Source organism: Enterobacter cloacae complex sp. XAL002, from assembly GCF_049236805.1.
GTDB lineage: Bacteria > Pseudomonadota > Gammaproteobacteria > Enterobacterales > Enterobacteriaceae > Enterobacter > Enterobacter intestinihominis.
This window is the reverse complement of the sequence record NZ_JBMKJN010000018.1, coordinates 32,504-46,269: the sequence shown is the minus strand read 5'-3', so window position 1 is coordinate 46,269 and position 13,766 is coordinate 32,504. Positions and strand designations below refer to the sequence as shown.

Annotated in this window: 14 protein-coding genes and 1 tRNA gene; 13 read left to right on the top strand and 2 right to left on the bottom strand. The window is 58.1% G+C overall.

Going from position 1 to position 13,766, the window contains the following annotated elements; translation table 11 throughout:
* Window positions 1–52: 52 nt before the first annotated feature.
* From ACOT0L_RS17050 to ureG, 9 genes are all read left to right on the top strand, one after another.
* Entirely contained in the window at window positions 53–1,519 is a 1,467-nt protein-coding gene (locus tag ACOT0L_RS17050) for an MFS transporter (protein ID WP_126503820.1), read from the top strand.
* A gap of 155 nt (window positions 1,520–1,674) precedes the next feature.
* Window positions 1,675–2,502, top strand: coding sequence for an urease accessory protein UreD (locus ACOT0L_RS17045; RefSeq protein WP_046620802.1), 828 nt, complete (start codon window positions 1,675–1,677; stop codon window positions 2,500–2,502).
* 10 nt (window positions 2,503–2,512) lie between these two features.
* Window positions 2,513–2,815, top strand: coding sequence for an urease subunit gamma (locus ACOT0L_RS17040; protein ID WP_003862556.1), 303 nt, complete (start codon window positions 2,513–2,515; stop codon window positions 2,813–2,815).
* Between the two features lie 10 nt (window positions 2,816–2,825).
* Window positions 2,826–3,140 carry an urease subunit beta gene (locus ACOT0L_RS17035; protein ID WP_421637268.1) on the top strand — a complete coding sequence of 105 codons (315 nt, stop codon included), beginning with the start codon at window positions 2,826–2,828 and terminating at the stop codon, window positions 3,138–3,140.
* Window positions 3,133–4,836, top strand: coding sequence for an urease subunit alpha (ureC, locus tag ACOT0L_RS17030; protein ID WP_126503822.1), 1,704 nt, complete (start codon window positions 3,133–3,135; stop codon window positions 4,834–4,836). The genes ACOT0L_RS17035 and ureC overlap by 8 nt, the downstream gene beginning before the upstream one ends.
* A gap of 9 nt (window positions 4,837–4,845) precedes the next feature.
* Window positions 4,846–5,310, top strand: a complete 465-nt coding sequence (gene ureE / locus ACOT0L_RS17025; protein WP_126503842.1) for an urease accessory protein UreE — start codon at window positions 4,846–4,848, stop codon at window positions 5,308–5,310.
* Between the two features lie 9 nt (window positions 5,311–5,319).
* Window positions 5,320–5,859, top strand: coding sequence for a HupE/UreJ family protein (locus tag ACOT0L_RS17020; protein ID WP_126503824.1), 540 nt, complete (start codon window positions 5,320–5,322; stop codon window positions 5,857–5,859).
* Window positions 5,859–6,533, top strand: a complete 675-nt coding sequence (locus tag ACOT0L_RS17015; protein WP_126503826.1) for an urease accessory protein UreF — start codon at window positions 5,859–5,861, stop codon at window positions 6,531–6,533. Before ACOT0L_RS17020 ends, ACOT0L_RS17015 begins: the two co-directional genes overlap by 1 nt.
* Window positions 6,534–6,542: 9 nt before the next feature.
* Complete coding sequence (gene ureG, locus ACOT0L_RS17010; protein WP_023298635.1) at window positions 6,543–7,160, top strand: urease accessory protein UreG; 618 nt, start codon at window positions 6,543–6,545, stop codon at window positions 7,158–7,160.
* Window positions 7,161–7,247: 87 nt separating this feature from the next.
* Here the strand turns inward: ureG and tsaD are convergent, their stop codons facing one another.
* Window positions 7,248–8,261 carry a tRNA (adenosine(37)-N6)-threonylcarbamoyltransferase complex transferase subunit TsaD gene (tsaD, locus tag ACOT0L_RS17005; RefSeq protein ID WP_022649449.1) on the bottom strand — a complete coding sequence of 338 codons (1,014 nt, stop codon included), beginning with the start codon at window positions 8,259–8,261 and terminating at the stop codon, window positions 7,248–7,250.
* Window positions 8,262–8,497: 236 nt separating this feature from the next.
* On the opposite strand from tsaD, the gene rpsU reads away from it, so the two are divergent.
* The 3 genes from rpsU (at window position 8,498) to rpoD (ending at window position 12,572) form a co-directional block, all read left to right on the top strand.
* On the top strand, window positions 8,498–8,713 hold the full coding sequence (rpsU, locus tag ACOT0L_RS17000; RefSeq protein ID WP_001144069.1) for a 30S ribosomal protein S21: 216 nt from the start codon (window positions 8,498–8,500) through the stop codon (window positions 8,711–8,713).
* Window positions 8,714–8,828: 115 nt separating this feature from the next.
* Window positions 8,829–10,574, top strand: coding sequence for a DNA primase (dnaG, locus tag ACOT0L_RS16995; protein WP_003862574.1), 1,746 nt, complete (start codon window positions 8,829–8,831; stop codon window positions 10,572–10,574).
* A gap of 153 nt (window positions 10,575–10,727) precedes the next feature.
* Window positions 10,728–12,572, top strand: a complete 1,845-nt coding sequence (gene rpoD / locus ACOT0L_RS16990; protein ID WP_006812010.1) for an RNA polymerase sigma factor RpoD — start codon at window positions 10,728–10,730, stop codon at window positions 12,570–12,572.
* Between the two features lie 102 nt (window positions 12,573–12,674).
* On the opposite strand, the gene mug is transcribed toward rpoD, so the two are convergent.
* Window positions 12,675–13,181: a G/U mismatch-specific DNA glycosylase gene (gene mug, locus ACOT0L_RS16985; RefSeq protein WP_023298636.1), complete on the bottom strand. Its 507-nt coding sequence runs from the start codon at window positions 13,179–13,181 to the stop codon at window positions 12,675–12,677.
* Window positions 13,182–13,305: 124 nt separating this feature from the next.
* Between mug and ACOT0L_RS16980 the strand changes: the two genes are divergently transcribed.
* Window positions 13,306–13,381, top strand: a tRNA-Ile gene (locus ACOT0L_RS16980).
* Window positions 13,382–13,766: the final 385 nt, after the last annotated feature.

Sequence of the window (13,766 nt, the reverse complement as noted above, 5' to 3'; positions counted from 1 at the left end):
CCCTTCTGCCTGTGGTAACTGTTAGGTACACAACACAACCACATAAAAGAAAATGGCAGAAATCACAGACACAACTCCCCTCCCAACGGCAGGAAACACCCCGGATGGCGACATCAAGTGGGTACGCAGCGCATCGGACGTTTCACGTCTCGTTAATGACGGCTCTCAGGGCCGGGCCAATGCCCGCATCGTGGTCGGTATCGCGCTCGGGGGAATTTTTCTCGATGCCTACGATCTCGGCGCGCTGGCATTCGGCATCAAAGACATCACCCGCGAATTTAACCTGACGCCCGCTGGTACCGGCATGGTGGCTTCAGCCATTACCTTTGGTGCCATTGTCGGGGCGCTGCTTGGCGGCTATCTTACGGATAAAATCGGGCGCTACCGCGTCTTTATGGCCGACATGGTGTTCTTTGTCGTCGCCGCTATCGCCTGTGCGCTGGCTCCGAACGAATATGTGCTGGCGGGCGCACGCTTTGTGATGGGTCTTGGCGTCGGGATCGACCTTCCCGTGGCGATGGCGTTTCTCAGCGAGTTCGCCAGGCTGAAAGGCCCGGGGAATAAAGCCTCCAGCGTGGCGATGTGGTGCCCCACCTGGTATGCGGCCATCAGCATCTCTTATCTTCTGGTGCTCTTCTTCTACGCCGTGCTGCCGGAAGGCCACAGCGACTGGCTCTGGCGTCTGATCCTTGGCTTCGGCGCGGTGCCCGCGCTGGTGATTATCGCCATCCGCAGCCGCTATATGAGCGAATCCCCGGTCTGGGCGGCGAATCAGGGCAATCTGAAGGAGGCGGCGACTATCCTGCGGCAGTCGTACAACATTAATGCCCACGTGCCGCAGGATGCGCTTGACCAGCCCGTGCCGGTGGTCAATAAGGCAAAATGGTCGAACTACCTGAATCTGTTCCGCGGTATCTATCTGCGGCGTACCACGCTCGCCACGCTGCTGTCGGTCGTCTCCTCGTTCGCCTATAACGCCGTAGCCTTTGGCCTGCCGGTGATCATCTCCAGCTTCTTTGTGCAGTCGATGCTGACCACCATTCTGATCTCGCTGGCGCTTAACCTGCTGTTTGCGTTTGTCGGCGGGCTGCTGGCAGTGCGCTATGTTCCGCGCTTCGGCGCGTGGCGAATGTCACTGGCGGGTTACGCCTGCCAGCTGGTGGCGCTGCTCGGTCTGGCGCTGATTGGCCGCCCTGACGGGGCCACGGAAGGCGTGGTCGCCGTCGCGATGCTGGCGCTGTTCCTGTTTGGCCAGGGTTTTGGTCCAGGTGCGCACACCATGACGTTTGCCTCCCTGAGCTACCCGACCTCGCTGCGCGGCGTGGGCGTGGGGCTTAACCAGACGCTGATGCGCAGCAGTTCAACGCTGTCACTGTTTCTGTTCCCGCTACTGGTCGCATCGCTGGATACCGCCGTGTTCTGGGTGATTGCGCTGGCGCCGTTTATCGGCCTGGTATCGCTGCTGGCGATCCGCTGGGAGCCGTCGGGGTATGATGTGGATGCAGAGGATTATCGCTAGCCTTTCTTGCCGGGTGTCGCTGCGCTTACCCGGCCTACACTACTGAAACCGGCTCACATGAGCCGGTTTTTTATCCATAAGCGACTCATATGACAGCCTTCATTTCCGCCAGGGCATACTGAAACGTATCTCGATAGTGCGGAAGTGGAAGCACCATGTTAGCAACTCAGGTCACTGATAATTCATACAAAGGCTGGCAGGCCACGCTTGCCCTCCAGTTTTGTTATACCCCTGAAAAAACCCTCCTCCATTCCGCGCGTCACACCGGGCCGCTCACCGTTCAGCGCCCGTTTTACCCTGAAGGCGAGACCTGCCATCTTTACCTGCTGCATCCACCAGGCGGGATTGTGGGCGGGGATACGCTGGATATTTCCGTGCGGCTCGACGCCAAAAGCCATGCCCTCATCACCATGCCCGGCGCCAGCAAGTTCTATCGCAGCAGCGGCCCGCAGGCCTGTCTGAATCAGCATTTTTACCTCGACGAAGAGGCCACGCTGGAGTGGCTGCCGCAGGACACCATAATTTTCCCCGGCGCTAACGCCGCGCTGCGTTCCGTCTTCCACCTTAAGGCCACCAGCACGCTGCTGGCGTGGGAGCTGTACTGTCTGGGCCGTCCGGTGATAAACGAATCCTTCAGCCACGGCACGCTGGAGAGCCGCCTTGAGGTGTGGGTGGATGGCGAGCCGCGTTTGATTGAGCGACTGCATCTTAGCGATGGCGATCTGTCGCCCGTCGCAGGCCATCCGTGGGTCGGCACGCTGCTGTTCTACCCGGCCCGGGAAGCACATCTTGATACAGTGCGCGAGCGGCTCGCCCCGCTGGAAAACTTTGGCGGGGCGACGCTCACCGACGACCTGCTGTCGGTGCGTTTTCTCTCCCACGACAACCTCATTTGCCAGCGGGTGATGCGCGATATCTGGCAGTCGCTTCGCCCGCTTTTAACCCCCAAAACCGCCTGTTCGCCGCGTATCTGGCAGACATAAGAGAAACGCTATGGAACTGACTCCCAGAGAAAAAGACAAGCTGTTGCTGTTCACCGCCGCGCTGGTTGCCGAACGCCGCCTCGCGCGCGGGGTAAAGCTCAACTACCCGGAATCGGTCGCGCTGATCAGCGCCTTTATTATGGAAGGCGCGCGCGATGGCGAAACCGTCGCCTCGCTGATGGAAGCCGGCCGCCACGTCCTGACGCGCGATCAGGTGATGGAGGGCGTGCCGGAGATGATCCCGGATATCCAGGTGGAAGCCACCTTCCCGGACGGATCCAAGCTCGTCACCGTCCACAATCCGATCGTGTAAGGAGCGCGTGATGATCCCAGGCGAAGACAGGATCCAGTCCGGCAACATTGCGCTCAACGTCGGGCGCGAAACCCGAAGTGTGATCGTGGAAAACCACGGCGACAGGCCGATCCAGGTCGGCTCGCATTACCACTTTTACGAGGTCAACCCGGCGTTGAAATTCGATCGCGAAGCCACCCGAGGTTACCGACTCAACATCCCGGCCGGTACTGCCGTGCGCTTCGAGCCCGGCCAGAAGCGGGAAGTGGCGCTGGTGCAGGTGACGGGCGCGCAGCGCATTTTCGGTTTTCGCGGCGAGGTCATGGGCGAGGTGAAACATGGCTGAGATTTCACGCCAGGCGTATGCCGATATGTTCGGCCCCACTACCGGGGATAAAGTGCGGCTGGCCGACAGCGAGCTGTGGATCGAAGTGGAGGACGATCTCACGATCTACGGCGAAGAGGTTAAATTCGGCGGCGGAAAAGTGATCCGCGACGGCATGGGACAGGGGCAGATGACCGCCGACGACTGCGTGGATCTGGTGCTCACCAACGCGCTGATTGTCGATCACTGGGGGATTGTGAAAGCGGATATCGGCATAAAAGATGGGCGGATCTTCGCCGTCGGCAAAGCCGGAAACCCGGACATTCAGCCCGGCGTGACGATCCCGATTGGCGCGGCAACGGAGGTGATCGCCGCCGAAGGGAAGATCGTCACCGCTGGCGGGATCGACACCCACATCCACTGGATCTGTCCGCAGCAGGCGGAAGAGGCGCTGGTCTCCGGCGTCACCACCATGATCGGCGGCGGCACCGGCCCTGCGGCAGGTACAAACGCCACCACCTGCACGCCGGGGCCGTGGTATATCGCCCGCATGTTGCAGGCCGCCGATACGCTGCCGGTGAATATTGGCCTGCTGGGCAAAGGGAACGGTTCAAACCCGGACGCGCTGCGCGAGCAGATCGCGGCTGGCGCCATCGGGCTTAAGATCCACGAAGACTGGGGCGCGACGCCTGCGGCAATCAACTGCTCGCTGGAGGTCGCTGAAGAGATGGATATTCAGGTGGCGCTGCACAGCGACACGCTGAACGAGTCCGGTTTTGTCGAAGACACGCTGGCCGCCATCGCCGGGCGCACCATCCACACCTTCCACACCGAAGGGGCGGGCGGCGGCCATGCGCCGGATATCATCACCGCCTGCGCGCACCCGAATATTTTGCCCTCCTCCACCAACCCGACGCTGCCCTACACGGTGAATACCATCGACGAGCACCTGGACATGCTGATGGTCTGTCACCATCTCGACCCGGATATCGCAGAGGACGTGGCGTTTGCGGAATCCCGTATTCGTCGGGAAACCATCGCCGCCGAAGACGTGCTGCACGATATCGGCGCGTTCTCGCTCACCTCGTCAGATTCACAGGCCATGGGCCGCGTGGGGGAAGTGATTATCCGCACCTGGCAGGTGGCGCACCGCATGAAGGTGCAGCGCGGCGCACTGCCGGAAGAGACAGGCGAGAACGACAACTTCCGCGTGAAGCGCTATGTCGCCAAATACACCATTAATCCGGCTCTTACCCACGGCATCGCCCATGAGGTCGGTTCTATTGAGGCGGGCAAGCTGGCGGACCTGGTGGTCTGGTCCCCGGCGTTCTTCGGCGTCAAGCCCGCCACCATCGTCAAAGGTGGGATGATCGCCTGCGCACCGATGGGCGATATCAACGCCTCGATCCCCACGCCGCAGCCGGTGCATTACCGCCCGATGTTTGGATCGCTGGGCGCCGCGCGCCACGCCACGCGGCTGACGTTTATCTCGCAGGCCGCTGATGCCAGCGGCATTCCGCAGCGGCTCGGATTGCAAAGCGCCACGGCGGTGGTGAAAGGCTGCCGGACGGTGAAAAAGGCGGACATGATCCACAACGCTCTGCAACCGAACATCACCGTCGACTCGCAAACCTACGAGGTGCGCGTCGACGGCGAACTGATTACCAGCGAACCGGCTGACGTTCTGCCGATGGCACAACGCTATTTCCTGTTTTGAGGAGTGATGATGATTTATCTGACCCAACGCCTGGACCACGCGCACCCGATTACCTCCAGCGTCACGCTGCCGATTGACGTGCGGGTGAAAAGCCGCGCCCGCGTGGCGCTGAACGACGGTCGCGAAGCCGGGCTAATGCTGCCGCGCGGCCTGTTGCTGCGCGGGGGCGACCTGCTGACTACCGACGATGGCAGCGAAGTGATCGAAGTGATCGCCGCCCCGGAGTCGGTTTCCGTGGTGCGCTGTGCCGACCCGTTCCTGCTCGCCCGCGCCTGTTATCACCTGGGCAACCGCCACGTACCGCTGCAAATCATGCCCGGCGAACTGCGCTACCACCACGATCACGTTCTCGACGACATGCTACGTCAGTTCGGGCTGGAGGTGGCCTTCGCCAGCCTGCCCTTTGAACCGGAAGCGGGCGCTTACACCAGCGATGCCCACAGCCATGGCCACTCCCACGCTCATTCACATTAAGGACTCATCATGCGTAAATATTTGCCGTTGTTTCTGCTGGCCTTTTCCGTTCCGGCGCTTGCCCATCCCGGGCACGGAACCGACAGCTTTCAGGCAGGTTTTCTCCATCCGCTGACCGGGCTGGATCACCTGCTGATGCTGACGGGGGCTGGCGTGCTGTCCGCCCTGAGCGGCCGCAAGCTGCTGCTGCCGTTAGCAACGCTCGGCATGATGCTGGCTGGCGCCGTTGCGGGCAGCCTGCTCGGCGGCTTTAGCGGCATGGAGATGCTGATTATCGCCTCGCTGGCGGTCTGCGGCGTGATAATGTTTAAGACTGAAAATCGCCTGCTGCTGGCAGTGCCAGCCCTGGCGATGTTCCATGGCTGGGCGCACGGCGTGGAGATGTCCGGCCACAGCTTCTGGCTCTTTACCAGCGGATTTATGTTAGCCAGTGCCACGGTGCTATGCGCCAGCTTCGCGGCAGGGCTGCAGCTGCGCCGTCACGACGGCCTGCGTAAGACCTTCGGCGGCGGGCTGATCGTCTCTGCCCTGCTGGCGCTGATGAGCTGATGGAGCACGCCCGCCAGCGGCTGCGCCTGATGCAGCTCTCCAGCAGTAGCCTGCCGGTCGGATCGTATACCTGGTCACAGGGGCTGGAGTGGGCTGTCGAGGCCGGGTGGATCACGGACGCTGAGGCCTTCAGGCGCTGGCAGATCCAGCAAATGGAGCAGAGCTTTTTCTGCGTCGACCTGCCGCTGTTTATCCGCCTGTATCATGCCTGCGAGAAGCAGGACGTCGCGGCAGCAAAACGCTGGACGGCATACCTGCTCGCCTGTCGGGAAACGCGCGAACTGCGCGAGGAAGAACGCAACCGCGGCGCGGCCTTTACGCGCCTGGTTAAAAGCTGGGAACCCGCCTGCCTGCCAGAATGGCTGCCGCTGTTGATGCAGAGCCAGCTCGGCGGTATGGCGTGGCTCGGCGTGCGCTGGGGCATTAGCGCGCGCGAGCTGGCGCTGAGCCTCGGCTACAGCTGGATTGAGAGCGCGGTGATGGCGGGCGTCAAGCTGGTGCCGTTTGGGCAGCAGGCCGCACAACAGCTGATTATCGACCTGAGCGACCATTTTGCCGCCGGGTTTGAACAGGCATTTTTACGTGGCGACGACGCGCTGGGGGCAGCTACACCGCTGTCCGCCATCGCCTCCGCACGCCACGAAACCCAATATTCACGACTATTCCGTTCCTGAGGAGTCAATATGGCTGATTACAAACATCCCCTGCGCGTTGGCGTGGGCGGCCCGGTAGGGTCGGGCAAAACCGCCCTGCTGGAAGCGCTCTGCAAGGCGATGCGCGACACCTATCATCTTGCGGTGGTGACTAACGATATCTACACCAAAGAGGATCAGCGCATCCTGACCGAGGCGGGTGCGCTTGAGCCAGAGCGCATCGTAGGGGTGGAAACGGGCGGCTGTCCGCACACCGCCATCCGCGAAGATGCCTCAATGAACCTGGCAGCGGTGGAAGCCTTGAGCGAGAAGTTCGGCAATCTGGATCTGATCTTCGTCGAAAGCGGCGGGGATAACCTGAGCGCGACCTTCAGCCCGGAGCTGGCGGACCTCACCATCTACGTGATCGACGTGGCCGAAGGGGAAAAAATCCCGCGCAAGGGCGGGCCGGGGATCACCAAATCCGATTTTCTGGTGATCAATAAAACCGACCTCGCGCCGTACGTGGGGGCGTCGCTGGAGGTAATGGAGCGCGACACTAATCGCATGCGCGGCGAGCGTCCGTGGACCTTTACCAACCTGAAGGCGGGTGACGGGCTGGCGACGATTATTGCGTTTCTGGAAGAGAAAGGGATGCTGCGGATGTAGTGCGGTTTATTGCCGGGTGGCGGCTTCGCCTGACCCGGCCTACGATTTTTGCAGACCCGGTAAGCGCAGCGCCACCGGGCAAAAGACTTACGCCTCAGGCAGCTCCGCCAGCGGCCAGCGCGGACGCACGGACACGCTCAGGTCAGCCGTGGCGCCAGCGTTCAGGCGCACCATCCCGGCGTAGGCGATCATCGCCCCGTTATCGGTACAAAATTCCGGACGCGCGTAGAACACTTCCCCACGACGCTTTTGCATCATTTCGGCAAGCTTCGCGCGCAGCGTACGGTTGGCGCTCACGCCACCGGCCATCACCAGGCGCTTAAAGCCCGTCTGATCCAGCGCACGCTTGCACTTGATCATCAGCGTATCCACCACCGCATCTTCGAACGCGCGGGCGATGTCGGCACGCGTCTGCTCGCTGTCGTCGTTATTGCGAATGGTGTTCGCCGCGAAGGTTTTCAGACCGGAGAAACTAAAATCCAGCCCCGGACGATCGGTCATCGGACGCGGGAAGACAAAGCGCCCTTCCGTTCCCTGCGCGGCCATTTTCGACAGCATCGGGCCGCCAGGATAATCCAGGCCCAGCAGCTTGGCGGTTTTGTCGAAGGCTTCACCGGCCGCGTCGTCGATCGATTCGCCCAGCAGCTCATACTTGCCAATGCCCGTTACGCTAATCAGCTGCGTATGACCGCCGGAGACCAGCAGCGCCACAAACGGGAACGCTGGCGGATTGGCTTCCAGCATCGGAGCCAGAAGATGTCCTTCCATATGGTGAACCGGAATGGCCGGAACGTCCCACGCGAAGGCCAGCGAACGCCCTACCGTTGCGCCGACCAGCAGCGCGCCAACCAGGCCCGGTCCTGCAGTATAGGCCACGGCATCAATATCTTTTGCACTTAACCCGGCCTCTTTCAGTGCCGCCTGAATCAGGGGAACCGTTTTACGCACGTGGTCACGAGAGGCCAGTTCAGGCACGACGCCGCCGTAGTCAGCGTGCAATTTCACCTGACTATACAGTTGGTTGGCCAGAAGCCCTTTTTCGTCGTCGTAAATCGCGATGCCGGTTTCATCGCAGGATGTTTCAATACCCAGTACACGCATGACTTGTTTTACCTCGTTTCAATACCGCGCAGTGTAGAGCCTGGGCGGGTTGATGTAAAACTTTGTTCGCCCCAGGAAGAAGCCTCGTGTATACTCTTCCCCCTTATAAAAGTCCCTTTCAAAATCGCATCGGTGCTTTACAAAGCAGCAGCATTTGCAGTAAAATTCCGCACCATTTTGAAATAAGCTGGCGTTGATGCCAGCGGCAAACCGAATTTATTAAAGGTGAGAGTTACATGCCGGTAATTAAAGTACGTGAAAACGAGCCGTTCGACGTAGCACTGCGTCGCTTCAAACGTTCATGCGAGAAAGCAGGTGTTCTGGCTGAAGTTCGTCGTCGTGAGTTTTATGAAAAACCAACGACCGAACGTAAGCGCGCTAAAGCTTCCGCTGTGAAACGTCACGCGAAGAAACTGGCTCGCGAAAACGCACGCCGTACTCGTCTGTACTAATCTGTTGAGGGCCACAGCCCTCAATTGACAGACAGAGTTGTAGTCGTAAGGCCGTGCTTCCGGAAGGAATGCGCGGCTTGTTTTCGTTTATAAGTCGCTTAAATTTTTGGGGCATATGGCCGGAAGAATCCCACGCGTTTTCATCAATGACCTGCTTGCCAGAACCGACATCGTCGATCTCATCGACGCGCGGGTGAAGCTAAAAAAGCAGGGCAAGAACTACCATGCGTGCTGTCCGTTCCATAACGAAAAAACCCCCTCTTTCACCGTAAACGGTGAAAAGCAGTTTTACCATTGCTTCGGCTGTGGCGCACACGGTAATGCCGTCGATTTTTTGATGAACTACGATAAGCTCGAGTTCGTTGAAACCGTCGAAGAGCTGGCGGCGATGCATAACCTTGAAGTGCCATATGAAGCAGGCAGTGGGCCAAGTCAGATCGAGCGCCATCAGCGGCAAACGCTATATCAGTTGATGGATGGCCTGAATTCGTTTTACCAACAGTCTCTTAAGCACTCTGCGGCTGAGCCTGCGCGTCAGTATCTGAACAAGCGCGGACTGAGCGACGATGTGATTGCGCGTTTCGCTATTGGTTACGCCCCGCCCGGCTGGGACAACGTGTTAAAGCGTTTTGGCGGCAATAGCGAAGATCGTAAATCCCTCATCGACGCAGGCATGCTGGTCACCAACGACCAGGGACGAAGCTACGACCGCTTCCGTGAACGGGTGATGTTCCCGATCCGCGACAAGCGTGGCCGGGTGATAGGTTTTGGTGGTCGCGTGCTGGGTGATGCCCTGCCGAAATACCTTAACTCCCCGGAAACCGATATTTTCCATAAGGGCCGCCAGCTTTACGGTCTTTATGAGGCACAGCAGGATAATGCGGAACCTCCGCGTCTTCTGGTCGTCGAAGGCTATATGGATGTTGTTGCGCTGGCGCAGTACGACATTAACTATGCCGTTGCGTCGCTGGGAACGTCCACCACGGCGGACCATATCCAGTTGCTGTTCCGCGTCACCAACAACGTGATTTGCTGTTACGACGGTGACCGCGCAGGACGCGACGCCGCCTGGCGAGCGCTGGAAACCGCGTTGCCGTATATGACCGACGGGCGTCAGCTACGCTTTATGTTCCTGCCCGACGGTGAAGACCCGGATACGCTGGTGCGTAAAGAGGGCAAAGCGGCATTTGAAGCGCGGATGGAGCAGGCTCAGCCGCTCTCCACGTTTCTGTTTAACAGCCTGATGCCGCAGGTGGATTTGAGTACCCCTGACGGGCGCGCGCAGCTCAGCACGCTGGCGTTGCCGTTAATCAGCCAGGTGCCCGGCGAAACGCTGCGCATCTATCTGCGTCAGGAGTTAGGCAACAAGCTCGGCATTCTGGATGACAGCCAGCTTGAACGTTTAATGCCTAAACAGGCTGAAAACGGCACGGTACGCCCCGCGCCTCAGCTAAAACGCACAACCATGCGTATACTGATAGGGTTGCTGGTGCAAAACCCCGAACTTGCTCCGCAAGTGCCGTCACTGGCGGGTTTGAACCACGAAAAATTGCCCGGACTTGGCTTATTTTCAGAATTGGTCAACACTTGTTTGTCGCAGCCAGGTCTGACCACCGGACAACTTTTAGAGCATTATCGCGGCACAAAAGAGGCCGCTACCCTTGAAAAACTGTCGATGTGGGACGATATAGCAGATAAGGATATCGCAGAAAAAACGTTCACCGACTCACTCAACCATATGTTTGATTCGATGCTTGAGTTGCGCCAGGAAGAGTTGATAGCTCGCGAGCGCACCCATGGCTTAAGCAGCGAAGAACGCCGGGAGCTCTGGATGATTAACCAGGAACTGGCGAAGAAATAAAAAATTTAACGGCTTAAGTGCCGAATATCGATCGGGAAGCCCCCGGCAGCCGCACTGAGAGGCAGCGGCAAAAATATAAGTACGCCCTCGCTTTAAAGGTTGGCAGCCCTATCGCCGACACCAATCAAACGAATTAAGTGTGGATACCGTCTTATGGAGCAAAACCCGCAGTCACAGCTGAAACTTCTTGTCCAACGCGGTAAGGAGCAAGGCTATCTGACCTATGCCGAGGTCAATGACCATCTGCCGGAAGATATCGTCGATTCAGATCAGATCGAAGATATCATCCAAATGATCAATGACATGGGCATTCAGGTGATGGAAGAAGCACCGGATGCCGATGATCTGTTGCTGGCTGAAACCTCCAACAACACTGACGAAGATGCGGAAGAAGCTGCTGCACAGGTACTGTCCAGCGTGGAATCTGAAATCGGGCGTACCACTGACCCGGTCCGCATGTACATGCGTGAAATGGGTACCGTTGAACTGTTGACCCGCGAAGGCGAAATTGACATCGCAAAACGCATCGAAGACGGGATCAACCAGGTTCAGTGCTCTGTTGCCGAATACCCGGAAGCGATTACCTATCTGCTGGAGCAGTACGATCGCGTTGAAGCGGAAGAAGCGCGTCTGTCCGATCTGATCACTGGCTTTGTCGACCCGAACGCTGAAGAAGATATGGCGCCAACCGCCACTCACGTCGGTTCTGAGCTGTCTCAGGAAGAGATGGATGACGACGAAGACGAAGATGAAGAAGAAGACGACGACAGCAGCGACGACGACAACAGCATCGACCCTGAACTGGCGCGCGAGAAGTTTGCCGAGCTGCGTACTCAGTACGAAGTGACGCGTGACACCATCAAAGCGAAAGGCCGCAGCCATGCTGCCGCTCAGGAAGAGATCCTTAAGCTGTCGGAAGTGTTCAAACAGTTCCGCCTGGTGCCAAAACAGTTCGACTACCTGGTGAACAGCATGCGCGTGATGATGGATCGCGTACGTACCCAGGAACGTATCATCATGAAGCTGTGTGTTGAACAGTGCAAAATGCCGAAGAAGAATTTCATCACCCTCTTCACCGGCAATGAAACCAGCGAAACCTGGTTCAACGCCGCTATCGCGATGAACAAGCCGTGGTCTGAAAAGCTGCACGACGTGAAAGAAGACGTACAGCGCGGCCTGCAAAAGCTGCATCAGATTGAAGAAGAGACCGGCCTGACCATCGAGCAGGTGAAAGACATCAACCGTCGTATGTCTATCGGTGAAGCGAAAGCCCGCCGTGCTAAGAAAGAGATGGTTGAAGCGAACTTACGTCTGGTTATCTCTATCGCCAAGAAATACACCAACCGTGGCCTGCAGTTCCTGGATCTGATTCAGGAAGGCAACATCGGTCTGATGAAAGCGGTAGATAAGTTTGAATACCGTCGTGGTTACAAGTTCTCCACCTATGCTACCTGGTGGATCCGTCAGGCGATCACCCGCTCTATCGCAGACCAGGCGCGCACCATCCGTATTCCGGTGCATATGATTGAGACCATCAACAAGCTCAACCGTATTTCTCGCCAGATGTTGCAGGAGATGGGTCGCGAGCCGACGCCGGAAGAGCTGGCTGAACGCATGCTGATGCCGGAAGACAAGATCCGTAAAGTGCTGAAAATCGCTAAAGAGCCAATCTCCATGGAAACGCCAATCGGTGATGATGAAGATTCGCATCTGGGTGATTTCATCGAGGATACTACCCTCGAGCTGCCGCTGGACTCTGCCACCACCGAGAGCCTGCGTGCCGCTACGCACGACGTGCTGGCTGGCCTGACCGCCCGTGAAGCGAAAGTGCTGCGTATGCGTTTCGGTATCGATATGAACACCGACCACACGCTGGAAGAAGTGGGTAAACAGTTTGACGTGACCCGCGAACGTATCCGTCAGATCGAAGCGAAGGCGCTGCGTAAGCTGCGCCATCCGAGCCGCTCTGAAGTGCTGCGTAGCTTCCTGGACGACTAACCCATGTAAACAGCAAAAAGCTCCCAATCGGGAGCTTTTTTTTTGTTCATTCCCTCTCCCTGTGGGAGAGGACCAGGGTGAGGGCATCAGGCCGCAGAGGAGCTAAAGCCCCCTCACCACCAGCGCCTCATCAAGTTCCCGATACGCCTCCACCAGCTTGTCCAGCGTCGCCCTGTTCAGCCCGCTCGGATTCGGCAACACCCACACCTGCGTTACGCCAATGGTAATGTTCTGCTTACCCCACTTCGCACCGCGCTGGCTGAACGCCTGCTCGTAGGCCTGCTTGCCGAGGATCGCCAGCGCCGCGGGCTGGTAGTCTTCAATCTTCTTCACCAGTTCCCGCCCGCCAGTACGCAGCTCATGCAGATTTACTTCGCTCGCCTGCACCGTTGGACGCTCGACCAGCATGGTGATGCCACAGCGCGTATCCAGCAGCTGCTGCTCTTCTTCCGGCTTAAGCTGTTTGTCGGTAAAACCGGCCTGGTGGATCACCTTCCAGAAGCGATTTCCCGGATGAGCAAAGTGAAAACCGGTGTGCGCCGAGGACTTGCCCGGGTTGATTCCGCAGAACACCACCCGCAGGCCAGGGGCCAGAATATCATTGATCATCTCTACTCCTGTCTATGCATCTTAAGATAAGTATAAAGGATTGATTATGCGTTGTTTATAAAAACAGCAGGCAGGTGTGAATGGCTGGATTGATGAGGGGAGTTACTTTATAATTCACCGCCACGGCCCCTTAGCTCAGTGGTTAGAGCAGGCGACTCATAATCGCTTGGTCGCTGGTTCAAGTCCAGCAGGGGCCACCAAATTTTAGCTTTAGAATCATCAAGTTAAGCCACTCTATTGAGTGGCTTTTTTGTTACTCAATACATGAGTGTCGCACGAAAGTAAGAGCGTCTCCCGCTCATCAAGGTTTTGATAAAGCCCTGTCCCGGGCAAAGAGGGGTTTACTCATTACTCCGGAGGTTCGTTCCGCTTGATAAGAAGGAGCTAATGGTGGAGTATCGGAAAGCAGCCCACCAGCGTGGGGCAATTACCATCATTACGAATAATGGTGCGCCCAGCTTATACGAGCTCTACCGCGATAATGGCTTTACGGTGCATGAGTTCGATAACCAGCAAAAAATATCATGTAAGGATGATAATCGAAATCGCGTCAACAATATTATTGCTGTGCTTTAGCGCTCAAAA